At 59.1% G+C, this 23,797-nt stretch carries 22 protein-coding genes and 2 pseudogenes; 6 read left to right on the top strand and 18 right to left on the bottom strand.

What is annotated here, in order from left to right; all coding sequences use genetic code 11:
- Positions 1-10 precede the first annotated feature (10 nt).
- The 3 genes from treC (at position 11) to nrdG (ending at position 5,050) form a co-directional block, all read left to right on the top strand.
- Entirely contained in the window at positions 11-1,666 is a 1,656-nt protein-coding gene (gene treC, locus ACOI6Z_RS20990) for an alpha,alpha-phosphotrehalase (protein WP_044525203.1), read from the top strand.
- A 385-nt stretch (positions 1,667-2,051) separates the two neighbouring features.
- Positions 2,052-4,190 carry an anaerobic ribonucleoside-triphosphate reductase gene (gene nrdD / locus ACOI6Z_RS20985; RefSeq protein WP_004206513.1) on the top strand — a complete coding sequence of 713 codons (2,139 nt, stop codon included), beginning with the start codon at positions 2,052-2,054 and terminating at the stop codon, positions 4,188-4,190.
- Positions 4,191-4,585: 395 nt separating this feature from the next.
- Positions 4,586-5,050 (top strand): anaerobic ribonucleoside-triphosphate reductase-activating protein, encoded by a 465-nt coding sequence (gene nrdG, locus ACOI6Z_RS20980; protein WP_012969085.1) that lies wholly within the window; start codon positions 4,586-4,588, stop codon positions 5,048-5,050.
- Positions 5,051-5,053: 3 nt separating this feature from the next.
- Here nrdG and ACOI6Z_RS20975 read toward each other — a convergent pair.
- The 14 genes and pseudogenes from ACOI6Z_RS20975 to pmbA form a co-directional block, all read right to left on the bottom strand.
- Positions 5,054-5,338: pseudogene (locus tag ACOI6Z_RS20975) on the bottom strand (type II toxin-antitoxin system RelE family toxin).
- Positions 5,328-5,570 carry a type II toxin-antitoxin system RelB/DinJ family antitoxin gene (locus ACOI6Z_RS20970; protein WP_023291757.1) on the bottom strand — a complete coding sequence of 81 codons (243 nt, stop codon included), beginning with the start codon at positions 5,568-5,570 and terminating at the stop codon, positions 5,328-5,330. Before ACOI6Z_RS20970 ends, ACOI6Z_RS20975 begins: the two are co-directional and overlap by 11 nt.
- A gap of 77 nt (positions 5,571-5,647) precedes the next feature.
- Entirely contained in the window at positions 5,648-7,558 is a 1,911-nt protein-coding gene (locus tag ACOI6Z_RS20965; RefSeq protein WP_065812800.1) for a BglG family transcription antiterminator, read from the bottom strand.
- 22 nt (positions 7,559-7,580) lie between these two features.
- Positions 7,581-8,735, bottom strand: coding sequence for a lactonase family protein (locus ACOI6Z_RS20960; protein WP_065812799.1), 1,155 nt, complete (start codon positions 8,733-8,735; stop codon positions 7,581-7,583).
- A gap of 66 nt (positions 8,736-8,801) precedes the next feature.
- Complete coding sequence (gene dagF / locus ACOI6Z_RS20955; RefSeq protein ID WP_065812798.1) at positions 8,802-9,542, bottom strand: 2-dehydro-3-deoxy-phosphogluconate aldolase; 741 nt, start codon at positions 9,540-9,542, stop codon at positions 8,802-8,804.
- The gene (locus tag ACOI6Z_RS20950) at positions 9,539-10,657 is read right to left on the bottom strand and encodes a DgaE family pyridoxal phosphate-dependent ammonia lyase (protein WP_032454655.1); all 1,119 of its coding nucleotides are present in this window, start codon (positions 10,655-10,657) and stop codon (positions 9,539-9,541) included. Before ACOI6Z_RS20950 ends, dagF begins: the two co-directional genes overlap by 4 nt.
- Positions 10,641-11,774, bottom strand: a complete 1,134-nt coding sequence (locus tag ACOI6Z_RS20945) for an amidohydrolase/deacetylase family metallohydrolase (RefSeq protein ID WP_049013642.1) — start codon at positions 11,772-11,774, stop codon at positions 10,641-10,643. Before ACOI6Z_RS20945 ends, ACOI6Z_RS20950 begins: the two co-directional genes overlap by 17 nt.
- A gap of 112 nt (positions 11,775-11,886) precedes the next feature.
- A complete protein-coding gene (locus tag ACOI6Z_RS20940) occupies positions 11,887-12,531 on the bottom strand; it encodes a DUF4310 family protein (protein ID WP_004206504.1) in 645 nt (214 codons plus the stop codon).
- A 13-nt stretch (positions 12,532-12,544) separates the two neighbouring features.
- Complete coding sequence (locus tag ACOI6Z_RS20935) at positions 12,545-13,321, bottom strand: DUF4311 domain-containing protein (protein WP_002886897.1); 777 nt, start codon at positions 13,319-13,321, stop codon at positions 12,545-12,547.
- 21 nt (positions 13,322-13,342) lie between these two features.
- On the bottom strand, positions 13,343-13,642 hold the full coding sequence (locus ACOI6Z_RS20930; RefSeq protein ID WP_004206503.1) for a DUF4312 family protein: 300 nt from the start codon (positions 13,640-13,642) through the stop codon (positions 13,343-13,345).
- 2 nt (positions 13,643-13,644) lie between these two features.
- Positions 13,645-14,007, bottom strand: coding sequence for an SFCGS family glycine-rich protein (locus tag ACOI6Z_RS20925; protein ID WP_032454653.1), 363 nt, complete (start codon positions 14,005-14,007; stop codon positions 13,645-13,647).
- A gap of 10 nt (positions 14,008-14,017) precedes the next feature.
- A complete protein-coding gene (locus tag ACOI6Z_RS20920; RefSeq protein ID WP_004206500.1) occupies positions 14,018-14,356 on the bottom strand; it encodes a PRD domain-containing protein in 339 nt (112 codons plus the stop codon).
- 288 nt (positions 14,357-14,644) lie between these two features.
- The gene (gene cybC, locus ACOI6Z_RS20915) at positions 14,645-15,031 is read right to left on the bottom strand and encodes a cytochrome b562 (protein WP_002886893.1); all 387 of its coding nucleotides are present in this window, start codon (positions 15,029-15,031) and stop codon (positions 14,645-14,647) included.
- 36 nt (positions 15,032-15,067) lie between these two features.
- Complete coding sequence (pmbA, locus tag ACOI6Z_RS20910) at positions 15,068-16,420, bottom strand: metalloprotease PmbA (protein ID WP_065812797.1); 1,353 nt, start codon at positions 16,418-16,420, stop codon at positions 15,068-15,070.
- 95 nt (positions 16,421-16,515) lie between these two features.
- Between pmbA and yjgA the strand changes: the two genes are divergently transcribed.
- Positions 16,516-17,067, top strand: a complete 552-nt coding sequence (gene yjgA, locus ACOI6Z_RS20905; RefSeq protein WP_004206498.1) for a ribosome biogenesis factor YjgA — start codon at positions 16,516-16,518, stop codon at positions 17,065-17,067.
- Positions 17,068-17,579: 512 nt separating this feature from the next.
- Positions 17,580-18,788, top strand: coding sequence for an aldose 1-epimerase family protein (locus tag ACOI6Z_RS20900; RefSeq protein ID WP_023291750.1), 1,209 nt, complete (start codon positions 17,580-17,582; stop codon positions 18,786-18,788).
- 42 nt (positions 18,789-18,830) lie between these two features.
- Here ACOI6Z_RS20900 and ACOI6Z_RS20895 read toward each other — a convergent pair.
- Positions 18,831-19,122, bottom strand: a pseudogene (locus ACOI6Z_RS20895) (hypothetical protein).
- Between the two features lie 66 nt (positions 19,123-19,188).
- Positions 19,189-20,562 (bottom strand): UDP-N-acetylmuramate:L-alanyl-gamma-D-glutamyl-meso-diaminopimelate ligase, encoded by a 1,374-nt coding sequence (gene mpl / locus ACOI6Z_RS20890; RefSeq protein WP_065812796.1) that lies wholly within the window; start codon positions 20,560-20,562, stop codon positions 19,189-19,191.
- 175 nt (positions 20,563-20,737) lie between these two features.
- On the opposite strand from mpl, the gene fbp reads away from it, so the two are divergent.
- Complete coding sequence (gene fbp, locus ACOI6Z_RS20885) at positions 20,738-21,736, top strand: class 1 fructose-bisphosphatase (protein WP_004206493.1); 999 nt, start codon at positions 20,738-20,740, stop codon at positions 21,734-21,736.
- Between the two features lie 44 nt (positions 21,737-21,780).
- Here fbp and yjfF read toward each other — a convergent pair whose 3' ends face one another.
- Together yjfF and ytfT are read right to left on the bottom strand one after the other, a co-directional pair.
- A complete protein-coding gene (yjfF, locus tag ACOI6Z_RS20880) occupies positions 21,781-22,779 on the bottom strand; it encodes a galactofuranose ABC transporter, permease protein YjfF (RefSeq protein WP_002886825.1) in 999 nt (332 codons plus the stop codon).
- The gene (gene ytfT / locus ACOI6Z_RS20875; protein WP_023291747.1) at positions 22,766-23,791 is read right to left on the bottom strand and encodes a galactofuranose ABC transporter, ATP-binding protein YtfT; all 1,026 of its coding nucleotides are present in this window, start codon (positions 23,789-23,791) and stop codon (positions 22,766-22,768) included. The genes yjfF and ytfT overlap by 14 nt, the downstream gene beginning before the upstream one ends.
- Positions 23,792-23,797: the final 6 nt, after the last annotated feature.

The raw sequence follows: 23,797 nt of genomic DNA, 5'->3' as shown, positions 1-23,797 counted from the left end.
GGAAAGTACTATGAATCATCTCCCCCACTGGTGGCAAAACGGCGTTATTTATCAAATCTATCCGAAGAGTTTTCAGGATACCACCGGCAGCGGCACCGGCGACCTGCGCGGCGTCACCTCCCGCCTCGACTATCTGCAAAAGCTTGGGGTCGACGCCATCTGGCTGACGCCGTTCTACGTTTCACCGCAGGTGGATAACGGCTACGACGTGGCAAACTACACCGCCATCGATCCCTCCTACGGCACGATGGCCGATTTTGACGCCCTGGTGGCGGAAGCGAAGGCCCGCGGGATCCGCATCGTGCTGGATATGGTGCTGAACCATACCTCGACCGAACACGAGTGGTTCCGTCAGTCGCTGAATAAGGAGAGCCCCTACCGTCAGTTCTATATCTGGCGCGACGGCGAACCGGACGCCCTGCCGAACAACTGGCGCTCCAAGTTTGGCGGCAACGCCTGGCAGTGGCATGCCGACAGCGGTCAGTATTATCTGCACCTGTTCGCCATTGAGCAGGCGGATCTCAACTGGGAGAACCCGGCGGTGCGCGCCGAGCTGAAAAAGGTCTGCGAATTCTGGGCCGACCGCGGCGTCGACGGCCTGCGCCTCGACGTGGTTAACCTGATCTCGAAAGATCAGGCCTTTCCCTGCGATGCGGACGGGGATGGCCGCCGCTTCTACACCGACGGCCCGCGGGTGCATGAGTTCCTGCAGGAGATGAGCCGCGATGTCTTCACGCCGCGTCATCTGATGACCGTCGGCGAGATGTCTTCCACCTCGCTGGAACACTGCCAGCAGTACGCCGCGCTGGACGGCCGCGAGCTGTCGATGACCTTTAACTTCCACCATTTAAAAGTCGATTATCCCGGTGGGGAGAAGTGGACCCTCGCCCGCCCGGACTATGTGGCGCTGAAGGCGCTGTTCCGCCACTGGCAGCAGGGGATGCACAACCGGGCGTGGAACGCGCTGTTCTGGTGTAATCACGATCAGCCGCGCATCGTCTCGCGCTTTGGCGACGAAGGCGAGTACCGGGTGCCGGCGGCGAAGATGCTGGCGATGGTGCTGCACGGCATGCAGGGCACGCCCTATATTTATCAGGGCGAAGAGATCGGTATGACCAATCCGCACTTCAACAGCATCAGCGATTATCGCGACGTCGAGAGCCACAATATGTTTATCGAACGTGCGGCGCAGGGGCAAAGTCCGGACGAACTGCTGGCGATCCTTGCCAGCAAGTCGCGCGACAACAGCCGCACGCCGATGCCGTGGCATGGTGGCGAGAACGGTGGCTTTAGCGATGGCGAACCGTGGATCGGCCTTGGCGATAACTACCGGGAGATCAACGTCGAGGCGGCGCTGGCGGACCCTGATTCGGTGTTTTATGCCTATCAGCAGCTGATTACGCTGCGTAAAACCCTGCCGCTGCTGACCTGGGGCGATTATCAGGATCTCCTGCCTGACCATCCGTCGCTGTGGTGCTATCGCCGTCAGTGGCAGGGACAAACGCTGGTGGTCGCCGCCAACCTGAGCCGCGACCTGCAGGCCTGGCAGCCTGAGGACGCCCCGGGCGAGTGGAAGATGATCATCAGCAACTATGCCGAGACCACGCCCCGCCCAACCGGGCTGACGCTGCGGCCGTTCGAAGCGGTATGGTGGCTGCAGGCGTAAGGTGTCCCCTGCCCTCCCGAAATGAGAAGGTCATGCCTGGCGCCGGTGGCGAACGCCAGGCATTTTTGCTTATTTTCCAGCCAGATAAATTTACATTTATCGCCAGCGCCCATCATCCGTACTCTCACCTTTTTACCTTGTTCTGGGTCAATAAAATCGCAAACATCTTTGATGCAAATCACTACATATAGAACTTAAAATGCGTCCCGGCCCTACATGTTGTATTAATCGTCTATTATGTCACCATATCTTGTCGATGTCTGGCGGTGATGAGATGTGGATAAAACGGGCCGGATCTGAAGGCAAACAGCACGAGCCGTAGCGTACAGCGCCTTCGGGATAACCTCCGCCTCTGTGGATAACCTGTTCTATATATGGAGTGATCATGACACCGCATGTGATGAAACGTGATGGCTGTAAAGTGCCGTTCAAGTCAGAGCGCATTCAGGAAGCAATTCTGCGTGCAGCTAAAGCAGCGGGAGTCGATGACGCAGACTATTGCGCCACCGTCGCAGAAGTCGTTAGCCAACAAATGCAGGGCCGCGCCCAGGTCGACATCAACGAGATCCAGACCGCGGTGGAAAACCAGCTGATGTCCGGCCCCTATAAGCAGCTGGCGCGCGCCTACATTGAGTATCGCCATGACCGCGATAGCCAGCGTGAGAAGCGCGGCCGCCTCAATCAGGAGATCCGCGGCCTCGTCGAGCAGACCAACTCCGCGCTGCTCAACGAAAACGCCAACAAGGACAGTAAAGTCATCCCGACCCAGCGCGACCTGCTGGCCGGTATCGTCGCCAAGCACTACGCCCGGCAGCACCTGCTGCCTCACGATGTGGTGATGGCCCACGAACGCGGCATGATCCACTATCATGACCTCGATTACTCGCCCTTCTTCCCGATGTTTAACTGCATGCTGATCGACCTGAAAGGCATGCTGACCCAGGGCTTTAAGATGGGCAACGCGGAGATCGAGCCGCCGAAATCTATCTCTACCGCCACGGCGGTGACCGCGCAGATCATCGCCCAGGTCGCCAGCCATATTTACGGCGGCACCACCATCAACCGTATCGATGAAGTGCTGGCGCCGTTCGTCAGCGAAAGCTTTAACAAGCATCGTAAAATCGCCGAAGAGTGGCAGATCCCGGATGCCGAAGGCTATGCCCGCGCCCGTACCGAAAAAGAGTGCTACGACGCCTTCCAGTCGCTGGAGTATGAGGTTAACACGCTGCATACCGCCAACGGCCAGACGCCGTTCGTCACCTTCGGGTTCGGTCTCGGCACCAGCTGGGAATCGCGGCTGATCCAGCAGTCGATTCTGCGCAACCGCATTGCCGGCCTCGGTAAAAACCGTAAGACCGCGGTGTTCCCGAAACTGGTGTTCGCGATCCGTGACGGCCTGAACCATAAGTTCGGCGACCCGAACTACGACATCAAACAGCTGGCGCTGGAGTGCGCCAGCAAGCGCATGTACCCGGATATCCTCAACTACGACCAGGTGGTGAAGGTTACCGGGTCGTTCAAAACGCCGATGGGCTGCCGCAGCTTCCTCGGGGTGTGGGAAAACGAGAACGGCGAGCAGGTGCACGATGGGCGCAATAACCTCGGCGTCATCAGCCTCAACCTGCCGCGCATCGCCTTGGAAGCGAAAGGCGACGAAGCCGCCTTCTGGGCGCTGCTGGACGAGCGCCTGCAGCTGGCGCGCAAAGCGCTGATGACCCGCATTGCCCGCCTGGAAGGGGTAAAAGCGCGCGTGGCGCCGATCCTCTATATGGAAGGGGCCTGCGGCGTGCGGCTGAAAGCCGACGACGACGTCTCCGAGATCTTTAAAAACGGCCGGGCGTCGATTTCGCTGGGCTATATCGGTATCCATGAAACTATCAATGCGCTGTACGGCAACCAGCATATGTACGACAGCGAGGCGCTGCGCGAGAAGGGTGTGGCCATCGTCCAGCGCCTGCGCGACGCCGTCGATTTGTGGAAAGAAGAGACCGGCTACGGCTTTAGCCTGTACAGCACGCCGAGCGAAAACCTGTGCGACCGCTTCTGCCGTCTCGACACCGCCGAGTTTGGCGTGGTGGAGGGCGTGACCGACAAAGGTTACTACACCAACAGCTTCCACCTCGACGTGGAGAAGAAGGTCAACCCGTACGACAAGATCGATTTTGAAGCGCCGTATCCGCCGCTGGCTAACGGGGGCTTCATTTGCTACGGCGAATACCCAAACATCCAGCACAACCTGAAGGCGCTGGAAGACGTATGGGATTACAGCTATCAGCATGTGCCGTACTACGGCACTAACACGCCGATCGATGAGTGCTACGAGTGCGGTTTCACCGGCGAGTTCGAGTGCACCAGCAAGGGCTTTACCTGCCCGAAATGCGGTAACCACGACGCCTCCCGCGTTTCCGTTACCCGCCGGGTGTGCGGCTACCTCGGCAGTCCGGACGCGCGTCCGTTCAACGCCGGCAAGCAGGAAGAAGTGAAGCGCCGCGTGAAGCACCTGGGCAACGGGCAGATCGGTTAATTCCAGCTGGTTTAGCCCCTCCCCCTCTCCCCAACGGGGAGAGGGAACCGGCCCCGTAGCCGTTTGGCCACTAAGGCGCCGTTCCCGGATCGCGGCGCAAAGCGCCTTATCCGGGCTACAACCGCGTATGCGGCTTTTCGTAGCCCGGGCGAGCGCAGCGACGCCGGGAGCCGTTCCCTTTACAAATGCACAGCACCTCCGTTTTCGCAAAGCCATTAGCGTCAGAGCAAGGCGGCAAACGAGGGAATCCCAAACAGCCAGGTGGGTTTCCTCAAATCAGTTGGCGTTGTAGCAAGGCGGCAAACGAGTAAGTCCCGGGGAGCTTACTGGAGTAAGTGACCCGGGCGAGCGAGCGCAGCCAACGCCGCTACATCGGCAAATGAGAAGAGGAAACAATGAATTACCATCAGTACTACCCGGTAGATATTGTCAACGGCCCCGGCACCCGCTGCACCCTGTTTGTCTCTGGCTGCGTCCATGAGTGCCCCGGCTGCTACAACAAAAGCACCTGGCGGGTGAACTCCGGCATGCCGTTTACCGCCGAGATGGCCGACCGCATCATTGCCGATCTCAACGATACCCGCATCAAACGCCAGGGGATTTCACTCTCCGGCGGCGATCCGCTGCATCCGCAGAACGTCGCGGAGATCCTCAAACTGGTTCAGCGCGTGCGTGCCGAATGCCCCGGCAAAGATATCTGGGTCTGGACCGGCTATAAACTGGATGAGCTGAATGAGGCGCAGATGCAGGTGGTGAACCTGATCAACGTGCTGGTCGACGGTAAGTTTGTGCAGGATTTAAAAGACCCGGCGCTGATCTGGCGCGGCAGCAGCAACCAGGTGGTACATCATTTGCGATAGCGTTTAGAGCCGTTTATTCGCCTGATGATAAACGGCCGCTTTCTCTCTTTTGCCAATGGCAATAACGTAAACCACCACCACACTATCCCGTACTTGATACACCAACCGATAACCTGACGCCTTAAGCTTGATTTTGTAGCAATCCGGTAAATCACTCAGACTGGCCGATGCAATTCGCGGATTCTGCACAACCTGCTGGAGCTTATTTTTGAACTGTTTTTTGATCGTCTCGCCAAGCTTCTGCTATTCGCGCCAGGCACGCGGATCAAACGCCAGTTCATAGGTCATCCAGACTCACCTTCACCTCCGGCTGCGGGTTTTCCAGCCGCTCGCGGACGGTGCGTAATAATGCCGCTTCGCTATCGCTGATAGTCATACTTTTCACTGGCATGCGGCCATTTTCCGCAATGTATTGAAACAGCAGGCGCACCGCCTCCGTTGGCGTCATATCGAGTTTCTCCAGCACGGCATAAGCCTCTTTTTTGAGTTTATCGTCCAGTCGAACGTTGAGCGTGGCCATTATGCCTCCAGAAAGGGATATTTTGTAATGCATTATAGCATTACATTTGCATTACACTCGAATCTGGAAAACGCCTCTCAAAACCGGCTGACGCACTCCATCGCCACCGTTTTAAACTCATCGAAGCTGCGGGTCGCGGCGAGGCGGCTCATGGCGCGCTCGCGCAGGAAAGTCACGAAAATATCGTAGATCGCCATCGCCTCTTCATACTCGCGCTTGCTGATAGCGAGCAGGAAGATGATATGGGCGGTTTCGTCACCCCAGGCGATGCCCTGCGGGGCAATGACGGTATAGACCACCGTCTTTTTCGCCAGTAGCCCCAGGGAGTGCGGCAGCGCAATGCCATCGCCGAGCATGGTGCTGACAATCGCTTCACGCTCCACCACCGAAGCATGAAACTCGGCGTCAACAAAGCCTTCTTCCAGCAGCTGCTGGCACAGCTCGGCGAACAGCGTTTGCTGATCCATCGGCGTATCGACCACCCGGAAGTGGGCGGCATCGAAGTACTTATTCAGCATCCATGGACGGGTACGGTCCACCAGCACCAGCTTGCCGATCTGATCCAGTTGATAGTCAGTGGGGAACGGCGCGATGGTCACTACCGGCTTGTCTTTTTCGCTGATCCGCACCGTGGAGATAACAAAATCCGCCTCGATCGCGTCCCGCTGTTCGTATTCGCGCTGGGAAATGGTGGCGGCGATCTCCAGCTGCGGATATTTGCGCTGCAGGATCGCCTCGATCATCCGCACCATCGCATTGCTGGTATCGCACACCAGCAGCACCTGCGGCTGACGCTGGTAGCCGATGTTGTAGTGGCGCTCCAGCCCGACGCCGATATGCAGCACCAGAAAGCCGATTTCGTTTTCGCTGATGGTGTACGGAGTATATTTGCCCCAGCTGGAGACCGCGGCGAGGGTCATATCCCAGGCCATCGGGTAGTGCTGTTTGATGTTATCCAGCAGCGGATTAGGGATCATGATCTGGTAGCGTACGCGGGTGATCATGGTCTTTATGTGGGTCAGCAGATCGGCGTGCAGCTGGGCATCGTCCAGCAGGTTGTAGTTATACTGGCTGTTGATGTAGCGCAGGATGTAGTTGACCAGCGCTTCATCATCGTCGGCGCTGATGGTTTCGGGGTCCACGTCCTGTACCTGACGGGCGGCGATATGCACGCACAGCCACTCTTCTTCCGCGGGCGATAAAGGTTTACCGGCCAGCCGCTGCAGTTCGCCCGCCAGATCGCGCACGGCATCGCGGACGTTCTGCGCCACATCTTCAGCACTAAAATCCGCCAGCGGGTAGCCTTCGCTGACGCGACGCACCACCACCGCCCCGTACAGGCAGATAAAGCGCTCGCCGACGTCGGTGAGACGAATATGGTGGCGCGTGAGCGTCTCCTGCAGCACCGGCTCCAGCAGCGCAGGCACCTCCTCTGCAAAGGCCTCGGCGCCGATCGGCGGCGCAATACTGCCCTGCTGGGTTAGCTCCCACAGCAGGTCGGTGAGGCAGGCGCGAACCGATACCTCGCTACCGAACAGCTTCATGCCGTGGCGCGGGCGGGTTTCAAGGGTTAGCTGATAGCGCTGGAAGCGCTCGCGCACCTCGACCATATCATTTTGCAGCGTGGCGCGGCTGACGAACCACTCATCCGCCAGGTCTTCCAGCTTGATCGAGAATGCCGACGTCAGAAAACGCACCAGCAGGAAAGTGATGCGATCCTGGGCGGTACGCGGGACATGCTGCGCCTTCGGCGCCGTCTCCTCCAGCGCCTGAAAGCTCGCCGGGTTATCAATTTTCAGCTGATAACCGCTGCCGCGGTTAAGGATAAACTGCGCGCCATACTGCGCCAGTAGCGCATTCAGGGCGGTAATATCGGCGCGCACGGTACGGGTGGAAACCGACAGGCGTTGCGCCAGCTCATCCTGCGGCAGCGTTTCATTCCGCAGCAGGGTGAAGAGTTGCGCTAAGCGTTGGTTGGGAAATCGCATGTCAGTTCCTTGTGGTTACGGCTCAGGGTTGGGCGGAAATCACCATCTGCGATGGACTGCCGACCGGCGTGTAGTCTGAGACAAAGGTCAATTTGCCATCCTTCGGCGCCACGCTGAAGCGGGTAATATTATCGCTACGCTGGTTCATGACGTACAGCCACTGCCCCTGATTATCCAGGGTCAGCGTGCGGGGGTAATCTCCGCGCGTCCAGATATCCTCCTGGTGGCGCAGGCGGCCGTCGGCCTGCACCGTAAAGTGGGCGATGCTGTTATGCAGACGATTGGCGACGTACAGCTGTTTGCCGTCGTTGCTCAGCGCCAGGCCGGCGGCAAAGCTGGTGCCCTTATACTCTTTCGGCAGCGCGGAGACGGTTTTGCCTTCGCGCAGCAGGCCGCTTTGCTGATCCAGATGATAGAAGGTCAGCGTCGACGCTTCCTCGTTAATCAGCCACAGACCGTCGCCCTTTGGCGTGAAGACGAAGTGGCGCGGGCCGGCTCCCGGCGACGAGGCGGCGATAAACGGCGGATCGTTCGGCGTCAGCTTGCCGCTGGCGCTATCCAGCCGATACTGATAGATCCGATCCAGCCCCAGATCGGTGGAGTAAACAAATCTCCCGCTGGGATCGGCGGCGATCATATGGGCGTGCGGGCCATTGTGATCGCTGATGGCGAAGCTGCCCTCGACGGCCGCCGCCGGGCGTTCGGCGCCTGCCGGGCCTTCATCCTGATGCCTGTCCACCGCCTCACCCAGGCTACCATCCTCTTTCACCGGTAGCACGGCGATGCTGCCGCTGACGTAGTTGGCCACCAGCAGCTGTTTACCGTTCGGCGTCAGGGAGAGATAAACCGGACCGGCGCCGCCGGAGGCGACCTGATTGAGTGCGGTCAGCTCGCCGTTCTTCTCAATGCGCCACGCCTGCACCACGCCTTTCTCCACTTCGCTGGCGGCATACAGCGTCTTGCCATCGCGCGAGACGGTCAGCTGCGCGGCGTTCGGCAACGAGCTCACCAGCGTCCTGTCACGTAGCGCGCCGGTTTGGCTATCAACGGTAAAGCGGTACAGACCTTCGCCATTGGGATTATAGGTGCCTACCCAGGCATAGTGAGTTTGCGCGGCGCCGGCGGCGGCGGCAAACAGGGACAGTGAAGCGACAAGCAGATGACGAGCGACAGGCATAGCAACTCCTTGATGGTTCAGTGGGATAAGCTGCCCCTCACCCTTTGAGGGCGAGGGGCAAGGGCACTACTTCACTAACTGTTTGGTCATCTCCAGCAGCTGGCGAACATCGGCCGGGCGGGTGTTGCCGCTGGCCTTATCGATAATCGAGCTGTAGATATGCGGGATGATTTTGCTCACCCCGGCATCGAGGGCGATCTTCAGGATCGCGCTGTAGTTTTCCAGATCGATACCGCCGGTCGGCTCCAGCCAGAAATCGTGCGCGGCGCAGGCTTTGGCCACCGCGTCGAACTCGTCGCGGTGCTTCAGGCCGCCCATCGGGAAGTATTTGATGGAGCTGCCGCCCATATCTTTTAACAGCGCGATGGCGGTTTCCAGCGGCACAATCCCATCCGCCGCGCTGCTGCTCAGCGGGCCGGTGGAGATCTTCACCATACCCGGGGTGCCGGTGGGCGAGACCAGGCCGTTGACCACCGTTTCGTTCTGCCCGAGCAGCGCGCGGCTGGTGGCCACGCCGGTGAAGACCTGATTGACGTGCTGCGGCTGCACCTGGCGCGAAATCTCGCTTACCATCGCCGACTGATTCGGATCCCCTGCGCCCAGCCCGACGGAGAGGGCGTTATCAATCAGCTTCGCGTAGTCGCGCATATCGGCCACCGCGCTGGCGACGTCCGGGTAGTTTTTGGAGAGCACGCCGACCAGGACATGACCTTCCGCCGCGTCGTAGATTTCCCGGGCGTTGTCTTTGCTACCCGCCAGGACGTTCAGGCACACGCGGTCACGGTAAAAGTTTGGGGTCAGTTTCATGCTTGTTTCTCCTTGTTCAGAACTTCCGCGATACGGCGGGCGACTACCGCCAGCTGCTGGGCGTCAACGCTGCGGACATCGGCTTCGATAATGCCTTCATTCGCTTTATAGCCGCGGAAGTAGATGGCGTATTCGCCCTGCTTCAGCGCGTTAACCAGATCGCCGGTCTTCACGCCGGTCACCGCTTCGTCGAATTTGATTTCGGCGCGGGCGATATCGCGGCCGGCGCTGTCCCATACCACGCGGGCAGTGACGCCGTTGAGGGTATTGAGCTGTTCGATAAACGGCGTCATCTTCGCCACCATCTCTTCACCGCTCTCTTTGCTTGCCGTCAGGTAGTGTTCAATGGCGCAGGTCAGGCCGAGGATCCCCTCTTTACCCACTTTCATCGCCCGGCCAATCCCCATCGACTGGCGTTTAACCCACTCGACGTACTGCGTTTTGCCGATCACCAGCCCGCTGGTCGGCCCTTCAATCGCTTTCGCGCCGCTGTAGATCACCAGGTCGGCGCCCATGCGGTAGTAGCCCTGCAGATCTTCCTCCGCCGCCGCGTCGACGATCAGCGGTAAATGATGCTGACGCGCCACTTCCGCGGCCTGCGCCACGTTGAGCATGCTTTTCTGCACGCAGTGGTGGGATTTGATGTAGAGGATCGCCGCGGTGCGCGGGGTGATCGCCGCCGCCAGCTGTTCGGCAGAGCATTCGTTGGCGTAGCCCGCTTCCACCAGCCTGCCGCCGCCCAGCGCCACCATGGTGCCGACCGGCGCGCCGAAGTTGACGTTGTGGCCCTTCGGCAGGACGATTTCGTTATGCTCTATCGGCGTGACGTGCAGGTTCTCCAGCAGCCAGTCGCTGTCTTTCACCAGCACCGCCGCCACCGACTGGGCAATCCCTGCCGAGGCGCAGGAGACCACGGTCGCCCCTTCCACGTCCAACAGCCTGGCGATGTACTCGCCGGTTTTATTCACCAGATCTTTCATTTCAAAGTACTGGTTCATGCCGGCCATCGCGGCGTCCACCACTTCCGGACGCGGCGTGGAAACGCCCAGCGCCGTCATCCGGCCGGAAGTGTTAATAACTTGTTTTAAATGGTATTTTTCAAAAATCGAAGGCATGTTCCGCGCTCCCTTGTTCGGTCAGATAGCCTTTGCCCGCGCGGATCGCGGCCAGCGGCACCAGAATGTTGTCTGCCTGGAGGCTCTCTTTTTCGGCATCCACCAGCAGCGTTGGCTGGCGCTCCAGGCGAAATAGCGTGAGATCGGCGTCGAAACCCACTTCCAGCCGCCCTTTATGCGACAGGCGCAGCCCCTCGGCAGCGCTGACGGTCACGCAGGCAATCACCTGCGGCAGGGTCATGCCAATGGCGAGAAATTTCGACATCACCAGCGCCAGCGAACGCACCGGGCCGTCGATGCGGTTACGGCAGTAAATATCCGAGCTGATGGTGTGCGGCAGAATGCCCAGCGCAATCGCCCGGCGCGCCACTTCAAAGCTGAAGCTGGCGGTACCGTGGCCGACGTCGAGGCGCACGCCGCGCTGCAGGGCGCGAGTAATCGAACTGCGCAGTTCGCCGGCAGGATTCAGAATGCGGTTCGGTTTGCCGTTATAGCAGTGGGTAATGATGTCGCCGCGGCTCAGCAGATCGGCGATTTCATCGAGGTTCGGCGGATTGTTGCCAATGTGCACCATCAGCGGCAGATCGCCGTTTTCCTGCTGAATCGCCTTGGCGCGCGCCAGCGGCGTAATGCCGTTTTCTCCCACCACGCTGCTGCTCATCCGCGCCTTCAGACCAACGATAAAATCGGGATGACGCTGCACCGCCTGCTTCACCGCCTCGGCGTCAATATTGGTCATATTGGCCAGTTCATTCTGGGCAATCAGCCCGACGCGGGAGATATTGAGCAGGGCATAGACTTCCGTCGCCGCTTTACGGGTCAGTTGATAGAACTCATCGACATCGTCGGCGCCGGTGCTGCCGGCATCAATCACGGTGGTGACGCCGGTGGCGATACCGACGCTGTCCGGCTCATCGTGATAAATTGGCGAATTCGGGTAGCAGTGAACGTGGGAGTCAATCCAGCCGGCGCTGACGTAGCTGTTGCCCTGCAGATCGAGGGTTTTGCGGGAGGGCGCGCTAATCTCGCCCAGCGCCGCGATTTTCCCGTCCTGAATGGCGATATCAGTCAGGGTATCGTCGACGAGGCGCGCGCGGCGCAGGAGTAAATCAAACATAGCTATCTCCTGATGAAAGTGTGAATCTGTTGCCGGATGGCGACGTACCGCCTTATCCGGCCTACCAATCGCGCTGACGTGTAGGCCCGATAAGCGCCGCGCCATCGGGCGATTAGCTAATCGCCACCGGGAAAATGGAGCCGAGGATCATCGCGCCGAGGATGGCGCCGCCGGTGATCGGTTTCTGCCAGATGTAGAACAGCAGGGCGCCAACCAGCGAGCCGATCCCGATAGGAATCGAGGCGGTCATTGCGCTGAGGATGATCAAGGGGCCGAGGAAGCGGCCGGAGGCATTACCGGCCCCCATCATCACGTCGGCGCCGTAGGTAGAGTCGCTCTGGTTGATGGTGAACTTACGCGCCAGAATGATGATGTAGCCCACCGCCAGGCCGAGGATCAGGCCGGTTGCCAGCGAGGCGGCGAAGTTCGCCACCGGGAAGACAAAGCCCGCGCCGAGCAGCAGCGCCGGGACGCCAAGACCGATCCCGGTCTGAATAGCGCCGCCGATATCGAGGATCCCCACCAGCGACCCTTCGATGATGCGGGCGAACAGGAAGCTGGCGCCAAACGCCGCCACCGCGCCGTAAACGCCGGTATCAATCCCCGACTTCAGCATCGCCACGAAGGCGACTTCGTTAAAGGCGCCGATGCCGTACAGGTAGTACATGTGGGTCCCGGCGAAGACGCCGGAGGAGAGCAGGCCAACGAAGATCGGGAACGACCAGTCGGCATACCAAAAACCTTTATTCTGTTCCATTATCAGGCTCCCGTTACTTGCCGCTGAGTGAGTTGTGGATCATGTCCAGCCAGTTCGGCACGGTCAGATGGAAGGATTCGATCATCTTCATGTCGAAGCCGCGGAAGAAGCCGCTGAGGACGAACAGGGCGACAATGGCCACCATCATCACTTTGGTGACCCGGTTCCAGCCGCTCTCTTCAACGCCTTTGCCGATCAGGATGCCCAGCACCAGCCCCGGTACGGCGTTGCCCATAATCAGCTGCGCCGCGCCGCCGAAGATAGTCGCCCAGAAGCCTGATTTTTTACCGGCGTCGATCGCCGCCAGCCAGAAGATCACCGGCATCACGGTGTTCACCAGCAGGTTTGCCGCCGGCACCAGTACCTTAACCGCGGTCACCTGCAGCGCTTCCGGTACGGACGAGGCGGTGAGGTTAAGGAAGGCGACGACGATCATGCCGATGATGCCGCAGGAGATGGCCATTTTTTTCGGATCGTGCAGCGTTTCGCCGACGTTACGATTTTTCAGCATCAGCGCCGCCGCGCCCCAGTTGGGGATAATGCGGTGGTCAACATCCTGGGTGAAGGAGCCTGCTGCAACGGAAGAGGCCCAGGCGTTAAAGAAGAAACCGAGGCCAAAGGAGAAGTGGGAAGCCGGATCGCCCTCACAGGAGTTCAGCTCGCCCAGGGTTCGAAACGCCCCCATCCCCTGGGTGGTAGGGGCATGAAACATGCGTGCCGCTCCGGCGCCCACGCCGACGCCGACCAGGCCGCCGATGATAAGCGATTTTATTAATATTATCAGGAACATAGTCAGACCCTTTGCTAACAATCAGGTTTGCGTGACGAAATCCACTTTATCGAGATCGATGGCGGTCACGTTGACGGTGACGTCCAGCTCCACGCTGTAGGTCCGTCGTTCACGGCGCAAAAAGAAAAACAGGAAGGCCTCTTTTCGTACCGCTTCGCGCGCATGAACAACCGTCACGTCCTGTGGCTCAATACGCAGCAGAATGTGCGATGACGTTTTCATCACCGCAGCCTGCACATGGTTCAGGGCATCGGCGAAGGCCCGTGATTTGCTTTCGCCTTTGCCGGCAACCCTCACCGTGGTGGTGAATTGCTCTTTCATACTTATGCGCCGTATTTCTTTTTCCAGGCCTCTACCAGCCGCTCGCCCAGCTCTTCTTTATCCATAAAGCCGAAGCCCAGCACGTTGCAGCCTTCGTTGATGGCGGTGACGCCCTCTTCCACGGAACGCATGCCGTATTTCGCTTTGTAGCCGTGTTTGGTCTGGGCGGTGATGGCGCCGGCGCCGCCGCTGCCGCAGAAGGAGATGCCGAAGGTGGCGTTTTCCGCTTTCATCATGTCGCCAAGCTTCATGTCGGCAGCAACGCCAGGGACGACAACTGCACGTGCGCCGGCTTTCTCTGCGCCTGCGGCGACTTTTTGGCCTTTACCCAGACGGTCGCCAATAACTACGGTGATTTGTTCCATGTTTTGCTCCTTACAGGTTTTCTTTTGCGACTTCGAAATGGACGGAGAGCAGCCAGGCCTCTTCATCAGGCAGGTTGCCGAACTGCGCGACCACTTCGCGGGCCAACGTCATTGAATCTGGTGAAATCTCTTCGAACAGGCTGGCATCCACTTCCGGCAGCGGTTCCCCGCTGATTGACCGGTGGGCCATCGCCCGCACGTGGGAGGTCAGCATTTGCTCCTGAACGTCGTTAGGGACGATGCCGTGACGGCTTAACAGGGCAAAAACCTGCTGCAGCATCTTGTCAGCCAGGCGTTCGGTCTGCGCTGCCTGCTCCCCTACGTCGTGTATTACCGCTCCGTTATTCACTTCTGATACCCCGCTGATGTCTCTAGGAATCAAAGTAGCGCCGGGGGATGGGAGTTTGTAGCGAGTTGTTTTCCACTTCGAAGTGGAAAGGGAGACGGCAGGCGTGATCGACCCCACACATTCACTGGAAAAATGAAAAAACAGCAATTATGGCGTGAGACGTATCACAACAATGCGCGTGAATGCGCAGCCCGCGGCTGCGGAAAGGCCGGAAAAAGAGATCGAAAAGTGTGATATCGGTAGGCTTTCAGGCGGGAGACATCGGCTGATGCCTCCCGAAAACGGCAGTTAGCGGTACTTCTTATGGTAGGTGTTGCGGGTGGTTTTAAACTCCTCCGCGGCGGCCTGCGCCTCTTTCACCTTGCCTTCATTCGCCAGCTTCAGCGCGCCGTCGATCTGGCCGATCAGAATATCCAGACCGTGACGGTAATCTTTCATCTCAGCGCTGTCGGCCGCTTTGCCTTCCAGCTTCGGCGGCGTCTCTTTCTGGGCATCAACCGCGGCGGTACGCATCTTATTCAGCGCCGCTTTCAGCTCGCCGGCGTCGGAGGTTTTCTGTACCACTTGCAGATTTTCTGCCAGAGTGTCCATGTCTTCGCCCAGGTCGGCAAAGGCCGAGGCTGAACCGAGCGCAAAAGCAGAGACAGCCAGCATCGCTAACAGTTTTTTACGCATTGCTCACTTCCTTTTTATTATTTAAGCAAACAGGTGTTATTGCCCGGCGATTTTCATCTCCGGCAGCAGCACAGAACCGCACTGAATGTTGCTGCGCGTTTCAATATCATCGCTGATGGTCACGATATTACGCCACATTTCTTTCAGATTTCCTGCAATGGTGATCTCACTGACAGGATATTGAATTTCGCCATTTTCTACCCAGAAGCCGGATGCGCCGCGTGAGTAGTCGCCAGTGACGCCACTGACACCCTGCCCCATCAGTTCGGTAACCACAAGACCGGTGCCCATCTCTTTAAGCATCTTTGCAAAACTCAGGCCGCGGCCGTTGATGCGCCAGTTATGGATGCCGCCGGCGTGGCCGGTGCTTTTCATCCCCAGCTTGCGGGCGGAGTAGTTGGTCAGCAGCCACTGGGTCAGCACGCCGTCTTTGACGATATCGCGACGCTCGGTGCGCACGCCTTCGCTGTCGAACGGCGTGGAGGCCAGTCCTTTACGCAGGTGCGGATGCTCTTCAATGGTCAGCCACTCCGGCAAAATTTGTTTGCCCAGCGAATCGAGCAGGAAGGTGGATTTGCGGTATACCGAACCACCGGCAATCGCTCCGACCAGGTGGCCAAACAGCCCGGTCGCCACTTCATTGGCGAAAATCACCGGCGCCTTCATGGTCGACAGCTTACGCGGCGCGAGGCGCGACAGGGTGCGGCGGGCGCACTCTTCCCCGACCCATTCCGGGGACTGCAGATCCTCGATCGCCCGGCCAATGGTATAGGCGTAGTCGCGTTCCATGTCGCCGTCATCTTCCGCGATCACGCAGCTGGAAAGGGAGTGGCGAGTCGAACAGTAGCTCTGCAGCATGCCATGGCTGTTGCCGAACACTTTGATGCCGTAGTGGCTGTTAAAGCTGCCGCCTTCGGTGTTGGTGATGCGTTTATCGGCCTTCAGCGCCGCTTGCTCTGCGCGGGCGGCCAGTTCGATGGCCTCATCCGGGGAGACCTCCGCCGGGTGGAACAGGTCCAGATCCGGGGCGTCAAAGGCCAGCAGCTCTTTATCCGCCACGCCGGCGAAGGGATCCGGGGAGGTGTAGCGGGCGATATCCAGCGCCGCCTGCACGGTGCGGGCGATGGCGTCCGGGCTGAGATCGGTGGAAGAGGCGCTGCCCTTGCGGTTCTGGTGGTAAACCGTGATGCCTAATGCCCCATCGCTATTGAATTCTACATTCTCCACTTCGCCATAGCGGGTGCTGACGCCGATGCCCGTTGTCTTGCTGACGGAGACTTCCGCGCCATCGGATTTACCTGCCGCCAGTTCCAGCGCCGTGGTCACGGCCTCTTCCAGCGTCTTACGTTGCTGGGCAACTTGAGAGATCACTTTCATTGCTAATGCCATAATGTAAGAAGGAGTTAACTGAAGTCTAACAGAGAACCGTTTTTCAGTGCGCGCCTTAACTGGTAACATTAGCCTCTTTTTTTAAGGAGCCTGAGATGACAAAGCAGCCCGAAGACTGGCTCGACGACGTTCCCGGTGATGATATCGAGGATGAAGACGATGAAATTATCTGGGTCAGTAAGAGTGAAATTAAGCGCGACGCGGAAGAACTGAAGCGTCTTGGCGCGGAACTCGTTGACCTGGGGAAAAACGCGCTGGATAAAATTCCGCTGGATACTGACCTGCGCGACGCCATCGAACTCGCCCAGCGAATCAAAAAAGAGGGTCGCCGCCGCCAGCTGCAGCTTATCGGTAAGATGCTGCGCAATCGCGATGTCGATCCGATTCGTCAGGCGCTGGATAAGCTGAAAAACCGCCACAACCAGCAGGTTGCGCTGTTCCACAAGCTGGAGCAGATCCGTGACCGACTGATTGACGACGGGGATGACGCCGTAGCTGAAGTGCTGAACCTGTGGCCAGATGCTGACCGTCAGCAGCTGCGTTCCCTGATCCGCAATGCGAAGAAAGAGAAAGAAGGCAACAAACCGCCGAAATCCGCGCGCCTGATCTTCCAGTATCTGCGCGAACTGGCGGAAAACGAAGGCTAATTCCCGCCGCTTTTGCCGCACAAGTCACCCGGATGGCGGCGCGCTGCGCCTTATCCGGGCTACTCCGCTTTGTCTGGTGGGTGGCTAACGCCTTATCCGGCCTACGGAAGGCTGCTGAACCTGAGTTATCAAACAGTTGTTCAACTCCGCAGGCCCGCGCAAGCGCCGCGCCGCCGGGCAGGCTGTATCCGGCCCACCTTCCCCTTCTTCAACGCAAGCATCGCGCCAGCAGGGGGTTCCCCGCTGCCTCCCCTGAACCCCCAAGTCCACACAACGAGACTGTCGTTTATTGCCTTCTCTAAAGCTGAATCGTTAAAGCTAAAAGCAATGCAGATCACATCTTGTGGTGATAATTAAGCATGGTTTATCACAATAATACGACGCCTATCGCATTTAACATCTTAAAAACGGCCACTTTCTCACCAGGTGAGGCGCTTCACATTTTAATCACCCCCATGCCGGTAGATTTCACACGTCAATGACACAATCGATTCAGCAAAAAGGGAATAAAAATGAAAAAGACACTGGTTCTGACGGCTATCGCTCTGCTGGTTTCTGGCTCCGCCGCGGCAAAAACATGGGTGCTGACGAATGCTGAAGAAGGCATGGATAAGGGAAACTGGCAGATCGGCAGCGATCAGCTGAAGGTGAAAGACCATGCGTTCAGCATTGAGCAGAAAGTCCTGCACGGCGGCAAGCAGGAAGGCAGCAAAATCCTCACCATTCGCAGTAAAGACGGCCTGACCATCACCCTCAGCCCGACGCGCGGCATGAACTTGCTGCGAGTGGAAGGCTTCGGCAGCCGGATGGGTTGGGATTCGCCGGTCAAAGAGGTTGTTAACCCGGCCTTTATCAACCTGGAGAGTCGCAACGGGCTCGGCTGGCTGGAAGGGTTCAACGAAATGATGGTCCGCTGCGGCTACGAGTGGACCGGCCATCCGGTGACTGCGGACGGGCAAATTTATACCCTGCACGGCAAGGCAGGCAACACGCCGGCCTCTCTGGTGGAGGTAGAGGTGGCCGACAGCGCGCCGTATGAAATTCGCGTCCGCGGGCTGGTGAAAGAGAGCACCTTCAAAAAAGCCGATCTGCAAACCATGACTGAGCTGCGCTATATCCCGGGCAGCAACAGCTTCAGCCTGCACGATGTCTTAACCAATCACGCCGACTATCCGCATGATTACCAGATCATCTACCACAGCAACTTCGGCACCCCGATCCTGGAAGAAGGCGCGCGTTTCCTCGCCCCGATGTCCAGCATCAGCCCGTTCAATGATTACGCTAAGAGCGGATTAAAAACCTGGCAAACCTATCAGGGGCCGACCAAAGACTTTGACGAGATGGTGTTTAATATTCAGCCGCTGGCCGATGAAAATCACCAGACGCTGGCCGCCGTGGTCAACAAAGCGGGCGATAAAGGAGCCTCCATTCAGTTCGACACCCGCCAGCTGCCGGTCCTGACGCTGTGGAAAAACACCGACACCGTCAAACAGGGCTATGTCACCGGTATCGAGCCGGGGACCAGCTACGCCTATCCGGTGACCATTGAACGCGAGCAAAAACGCGTAAAACAGCTGCAGCCGGGCGCCAGCGCGCAGTTTGATCTGACCTACACCCTGCTGCATGACAGTGCCCAGGTGGCCGCCGTCGAGCAGAAAATCGCGCAGATTCAGGGCGACAATAAAGTGGCGGAGAACGACACGCCGATCGCCAAAGAGTAAAAATACCCCAGCCGAACGCCCGGAGCGGTCCGCCGCGCCGGGCTACGCCCGCCCCATCACCTCGCGCCCGAGATCCCGGGCAAACTGCTGATACTGTCGCTCATCGATCGGCTGCGGGTAGCTCAGCACCAGCAGTTCATGATCCGCGATGCCCTGATGATAGGTCGGATGACGATGCGCCCAGGGGTTAGCGTGGAATCCCATCGACTGATAAAAGCGCAGCCGTTTATGGGCGATCTCGCTGCTCGTGCCAAGGAAAGGCGCGCGCGTAGAGCGCGTCCAGCATGGCGAAATGGGGCGAGTCGGTAGAAAGTACGCTTTCGCGGGTAAGCATCACACCATCCCTGTTGGTAAAAACAAAACTGCCCTCACGCGGAGGGCAGTGACCGGAGGCGGGACGTTACTCTGTCGCGGCCGCTTTTTGCGCCAGTTTATCCAGCAGCTTTTGATGAATGCCGCCGAAGCCGCCGTTGCTCATCACCAGGATATGGTCGCCAGGATGGGCGGTTTTGACCACCATCTCCGCCAGGGTATCGACGTCGGCGCTCCAGTGAGCCGGCTGGACGCAGGCTTCCGCCACTTCCGCCACCTGCCACGGGATATGCTGCGGCTGCAGGAGGAACACCTCATCGGCGCGGCCAAGAGACGGCGCCAGATCGTCTTTGCAGACGCCCATTTTCATGGTGTTAGAGCGCGGCTCCAGCACGGCGAGAATGCGCGCGGTGCCGCCCACTTTGCCGCGCAGCGCCTGCAGCGTAGCGAGGATGGCCGTCGGATGATGAGCGAAATCGTCATACACGGTGACGCCGTTGGCTTCGCCGCGCAGCTCCAGGCGACGGCGGGCGTTGATAAAGCTGCCCAGCGCGTTCGCGGCATCCGCCGGCAGTACCCCGACGTGACGCGCCGCGGCAATGGCCATCAGGCCGTTATGCATATTATGCTCGCCGACCAGCGCCCACTTCACCTCGCCGACCTTTTCACCGTCGAACAGCACTTCCCACTGCGAGGCGTCAGCGTTCAGCTTCTTCGCCTGCCAGTGGCCCTGCTCGCCCACCAGCTCCTGCTCGCTCCAGCAACCCATCGCCATCACCTGCTTCAGGTTGATGTCGTTCTCCGGCAGGATAATTTTGCCTTTGCCCGGCACGATGCGCACCAGATGGTGGAACTGCTTCTGAATCGCCTTCAGGTCGTCAAAGATATCCGCGTGGTCGAACTCAAGGTTGTTGAGGATCAGCGTCCGCGGGGAGTAGTGAACAAATTTTGAGCGCTTGTCGAAGAAGGCGCAGTCGTATTCATCCGCTTCAATGACGAAGAACGGGCTGTCGCCCAGGCGCGCAGAGACGTCAAAATTGCCCGGCACGCCGCCGATCACGAAGCCCGGCTGGTAACCGCAGGCTTCAAGGATCCAGGTCGCCATGCCGGCGGTGGTGGTTTTGCCGTGGGTCCCGGCGACGGCCAGCACCCAGCGATCGCGCAGCACGAAGTCGTGCAGCCACTGCGGGCCGGACATATAGGGAATATTGTTTTCCAGCACCGCTTCAACGCACGGGTTGCCGCGAGTCATGGCGTTACCGATGATCACCAGATCCGGCCGGGGCTCCAGCTGGCTGGGGTCATAGCCCTGAATTAAATCAATCCCCTGGTTTTCCAGCAGGGTGCTCATCGGCGGATAGACGTTAGCATCCGACCCCGTTACCTCATGACCGAGGGAGCGCGCCAGCATGGCCAGGCCCCCCATAAACGTGCCACAGATTCCTAAAATATGAATGCGCATTCGTCATTTCCTTCTCTTATCCGGGGCACATTTTACCCATATCCCGGGCCCTGGCGAAATGCATTTCAGGCGAATCTGTATTTTGCTGGCGCGATTCACTAGTGCGCACTTTTTTGATTCTTTGTTAAGATTGTTGCGTTCGTTTTACTCAACATAAAAATGCAGGGAACGAGTTATGAAAACGTTAGGTGAGTTTATTGTTGAAAAGCAGCACGAGTTCTCCCACGCCACCGGTGAGCTGACTGCTTTGTTGTCAGCAATAAAGTTGGGCGCCAAGATCATCCACCGCGATATCAACAAGGCCGGTCTGGTCGATATCCTGGGTGCCAGCGGTGCTGAAAACGTTCAGGGCGAGGTGCAGCAAAAACTCGATCTGTTCGCGAATGAAAAATTAAAAGCCGCACTGCGAGCACGCGATATTGTTGCCGGGATCGCCTCTGAAGAAGAAGATGAGATTGTCGTCTTCGAAGGGTGTGAACACGCCAAATACGTTGTGCTGATGGACCCTCTGGATGGCTCCTCTAACATCGACGTTAACGTCTCTGTTGGTACGATCTTCTCTATCTACCGCCGCGTGACGCCTGTTGGCACGCCGGTGACAGAAGAAGATTTCCTGCAGCCGGGCAACAAACAGGTGGCAGCGGGCTATGTGGTCTATGGCTCTTCGACGATGCTGGTGTATACCACCGGCTGCGGCGTCCACGCCTTCACCTACGACCCGTCCCTCGGCGTCTTCTGTCTGTGCCAGGAGCGCATGCGCTTCCCGGAGAAGGGCAATACCTACTCCATTAACGAAGGCAACTACATCAAATTCCCGCAGGGCGTGAAGAAGTACATTAAGTACTGCCAGGAAGAGGACAAAGCGACTCAGCGTCCCTATACCTCACGCTATATCGGCTCGCTGGTGGCGGACTTCCACCGCAACCTGCTGAAAGGCGGCATCTACCTCTATCCAAGCACCGCCAGCCACCCGGACGGCAAGCTGCGCCTGCTGTATGAATGCAACCCGATGGCCTTCCTCGCCGAACAGGCGGGCGGTAAGGCCAGCGATGGTAAAGAGCGTATTCTGGATATTGTTCCGGAAAGCCTGCACCAGCGCCGCTCCTTCTTCGTCGGCAACAACCACATGGTGGAAGACGTCGAGAACTTTATTAAGTCGTTCCCGGACGCCTAAGCGCCCTGCCCGCTCCTCCCGCGCCTGCGGGAGGAGCCTCTCTTTTAGCGACTCCCCGCCCCGCTCACCCGCGTGACCGCCGCATTCTGCCGGTTTTCCCACAGCACGGTCAGCCCACGCTGCAGCGCGATAAAGATAAACAGCAAAATGCCGATGGCGATTTTGGTCCACCATGAGCTGAGGGTGCCGTCGAAGTTGATGTAGGTCTGAATCAGCCCCTGGATCGCCACCCCGAACAGGGTTCCCAGCACAGTGCCGACGCCGCCGCTAAGCAGCGTGCCGCCGATCACCACCGAGGCAATGGCGTCCAGCTCCACGCCGACGCCCGCCAGCGCATAGCCCGCCTGGGTATAAATGGAAAAGACGATCCCGGCCAGCGTCGCCAGCCCGGTGGAGAGCATATAGATACGGATCGTGGCGCTGCGGGTGGAAATCCCCATTAAATTCGCCGACGTCGCGTTGCCGCCAATGGCATACACCTGGTTGCCGAAGCGGGTGCGGTGGGCGACAAAAATACCGGCCACCACCACCAGCAGCATCAGCAGCCCCATGGCGCTGAGGCGTCCGCCGCCGGGAATGGTCCATGCCAGCCCGGACAGGGTGTCGTACACCGGGTGGTTAATCGGAATCGACTCCTCTGACACCAGATAGCTCACGCCGCGCAGGAAGAACATGCCGGCGAGGGTGATGATAAAGGCCGGGATCTTCAGGGCGTCAATCAGCAGCCCCATAAACGCGCCGAAGGCGCAGCCCATCACCAGCACCAGCGGAAACGCCACCAGCGGTGATATTCCCCAAAAGCCAATCGCTTTGGCGAGAAAGACGCCGGTAAAGGCGATCACCGACCCGACAGACAGATCGATCCCGCCGGAGAGGATCACGAAGGTCATGCCCACGGCGATGATCCCGAGGAAGGCGTTATCCGTCAGGATATTGCAGATCACCCGCGTCGAGGCAAAGCCGGGGAATTGCGTCAGGCAGTAGAGATAGCCCAGCACAAACACCGCGAGGGTGATCATCAACGGTAAATTACGTTTTATCATGGCCGCGTACCCCTTTCAGTAAACCGATAAAGCGCGGCGACTGGACAATCAGTACGCACAGCACCACCACCGCTTTCACCACCTGGTTGAGCTCCGGCGGGAAGCCGGAGAGCAAAATCCCGGTGTTCATTCCCTGGATAATCAGCGCCCCCACCACCGACAGCAGCAGGTTGAAGCGCCCGCCCATCAGCGAAGCGCCGCCGATGACCACCGCCAGAATGGCGTCCAGCTCAAGCCATAGCCCGGCGTTATTGGCATCCGCGCCGCGGATGTCCGCCGCCACGATGATCCCGGCGATCGCCGCGCAGACGCCGCTCAGGACATAGGCCAGCATCACCACGATGCGGGTATTGACGCCGGCGTTTTTCGCCGCGCGGATATTGATCCCTACCGCTTCGATAAACATGCCCAGCGCCGTTTTGCGGGTAAACAGCCAGAACAGCAGCAGGGTCGCGGCGGCGATGATCACCGGCGTCGGAAACAGGAGGAACGATCCGCTGCCAAGCCACGCCAGCGCCGGGGAATCAAAGGTGACGATCTGCCCGGCGGTGATCAACTGCGCCACCCCGCGTCCGGCCACCATCAGGATCAGCGTCGCCACAAAGGGCTGGATCTTAAGGACCGCCACGAGAATGCCGTTCCACAGCCCGGCCAGCGCGCCCGCCGCCAGCGAGGCCAGCAGCACCACCGGCAGGCTGTGACCGGCGACGGTCATCGAGGCGGCCGTCGCGCCGGCTATCGCCATCACCGCCCCCACCGACAGGTCGATGCCGCCGGTGGCGATCACCAGCGTCATGCCGATGGCCAGCAGCGCCACCGGGGCGGCGCGGTTGAGAATATCGATTGGGCTGCCAAACAGGCGGCCATCCTGGAGCACCACCTGATAAAAATGGGGCGCCACCAGGCTGTCGACCAGCAGAACCAGCAGCAGGGCAATGATCTGCGGGGTGCCCTTCGGCCAGGTGAAGCGTCGCTTCTCCGGGCCGGTTTGCGAAAGAGATCGAGGCATCATGGGTTA

Origin of the sequence: Klebsiella sp. C239 (assembly GCF_048822715.1) — a bacterium.
Taxonomy (GTDB): domain Bacteria; phylum Pseudomonadota; class Gammaproteobacteria; order Enterobacterales; family Enterobacteriaceae; genus Klebsiella; species Klebsiella quasipneumoniae.
This window is presented reverse-complemented; position numbering and strand designations above follow the sequence as displayed.

Coding starts and splice junctions, on each gene's coding strand:
- treC (WP_044525203.1), top strand. CDS start 11: ATGAATCATCTCCCCCACTGGTGGCAAAACGGCGTTATTTATCAAATC.
- nrdD (WP_004206513.1), top strand. CDS start 2,052: ATGACACCGCATGTGATGAAACGTGATGGCTGTAAAGTGCCGTTCAAG.
- nrdG (WP_012969085.1), top strand. CDS start 4,586: ATGAATTACCATCAGTACTACCCGGTAGATATTGTCAACGGCCCCGGC.
- ACOI6Z_RS20970 (WP_023291757.1), bottom strand. CDS start 5,570: ATGGCCACGCTCAACGTTCGACTGGACGATAAACTCAAAAAAGAGGCT.
- ACOI6Z_RS20965 (WP_065812800.1), bottom strand. CDS start 7,558: ATGCGATTTCCCAACCAACGCTTAGCGCAACTCTTCACCCTGCTGCGG.
- ACOI6Z_RS20960 (WP_065812799.1), bottom strand. CDS start 8,735: ATGCCTGTCGCTCGTCATCTGCTTGTCGCTTCACTGTCCCTGTTTGCC.
- dagF (WP_065812798.1), bottom strand. CDS start 9,542: ATGAAACTGACCCCAAACTTTTACCGTGACCGCGTGTGCCTGAACGTC.
- ACOI6Z_RS20950 (WP_032454655.1), bottom strand. CDS start 10,657: ATGCCTTCGATTTTTGAAAAATACCATTTAAAACAAGTTATTAACACT.
- ACOI6Z_RS20945 (WP_049013642.1), bottom strand. CDS start 11,774: ATGTTTGATTTACTCCTGCGCCGCGCGCGCCTCGTCGACGATACCCTG.
- ACOI6Z_RS20940 (WP_004206504.1), bottom strand. CDS start 12,531: ATGGAACAGAATAAAGGTTTTTGGTATGCCGACTGGTCGTTCCCGATC.
- ACOI6Z_RS20935 (WP_002886897.1), bottom strand. CDS start 13,321: ATGTTCCTGATAATATTAATAAAATCGCTTATCATCGGCGGCCTGGTC.
- ACOI6Z_RS20930 (WP_004206503.1), bottom strand. CDS start 13,642: ATGAAAGAGCAATTCACCACCACGGTGAGGGTTGCCGGCAAAGGCGAA.
- ACOI6Z_RS20925 (WP_032454653.1), bottom strand. CDS start 14,007: ATGGAACAAATCACCGTAGTTATTGGCGACCGTCTGGGTAAAGGCCAA.
- cybC (WP_002886893.1), bottom strand. CDS start 15,031: ATGCGTAAAAAACTGTTAGCGATGCTGGCTGTCTCTGCTTTTGCGCTC.
- pmbA (WP_065812797.1), bottom strand. CDS start 16,420: ATGGCATTAGCAATGAAAGTGATCTCTCAAGTTGCCCAGCAACGTAAG.
- yjgA (WP_004206498.1), top strand. CDS start 16,516: ATGACAAAGCAGCCCGAAGACTGGCTCGACGACGTTCCCGGTGATGAT.
- ACOI6Z_RS20900 (WP_023291750.1), top strand. CDS start 17,580: ATGAAAAAGACACTGGTTCTGACGGCTATCGCTCTGCTGGTTTCTGGC.
- mpl (WP_065812796.1), bottom strand. CDS start 20,562: ATGCGCATTCATATTTTAGGAATCTGTGGCACGTTTATGGGGGGCCTG.
- fbp (WP_004206493.1), top strand. CDS start 20,738: ATGAAAACGTTAGGTGAGTTTATTGTTGAAAAGCAGCACGAGTTCTCC.
- yjfF (WP_002886825.1), bottom strand. CDS start 22,779: ATGATAAAACGTAATTTACCGTTGATGATCACCCTCGCGGTGTTTGTG.
- ytfT (WP_023291747.1), bottom strand. CDS start 23,791: ATGATGCCTCGATCTCTTTCGCAAACCGGCCCGGAGAAGCGACGCTTC.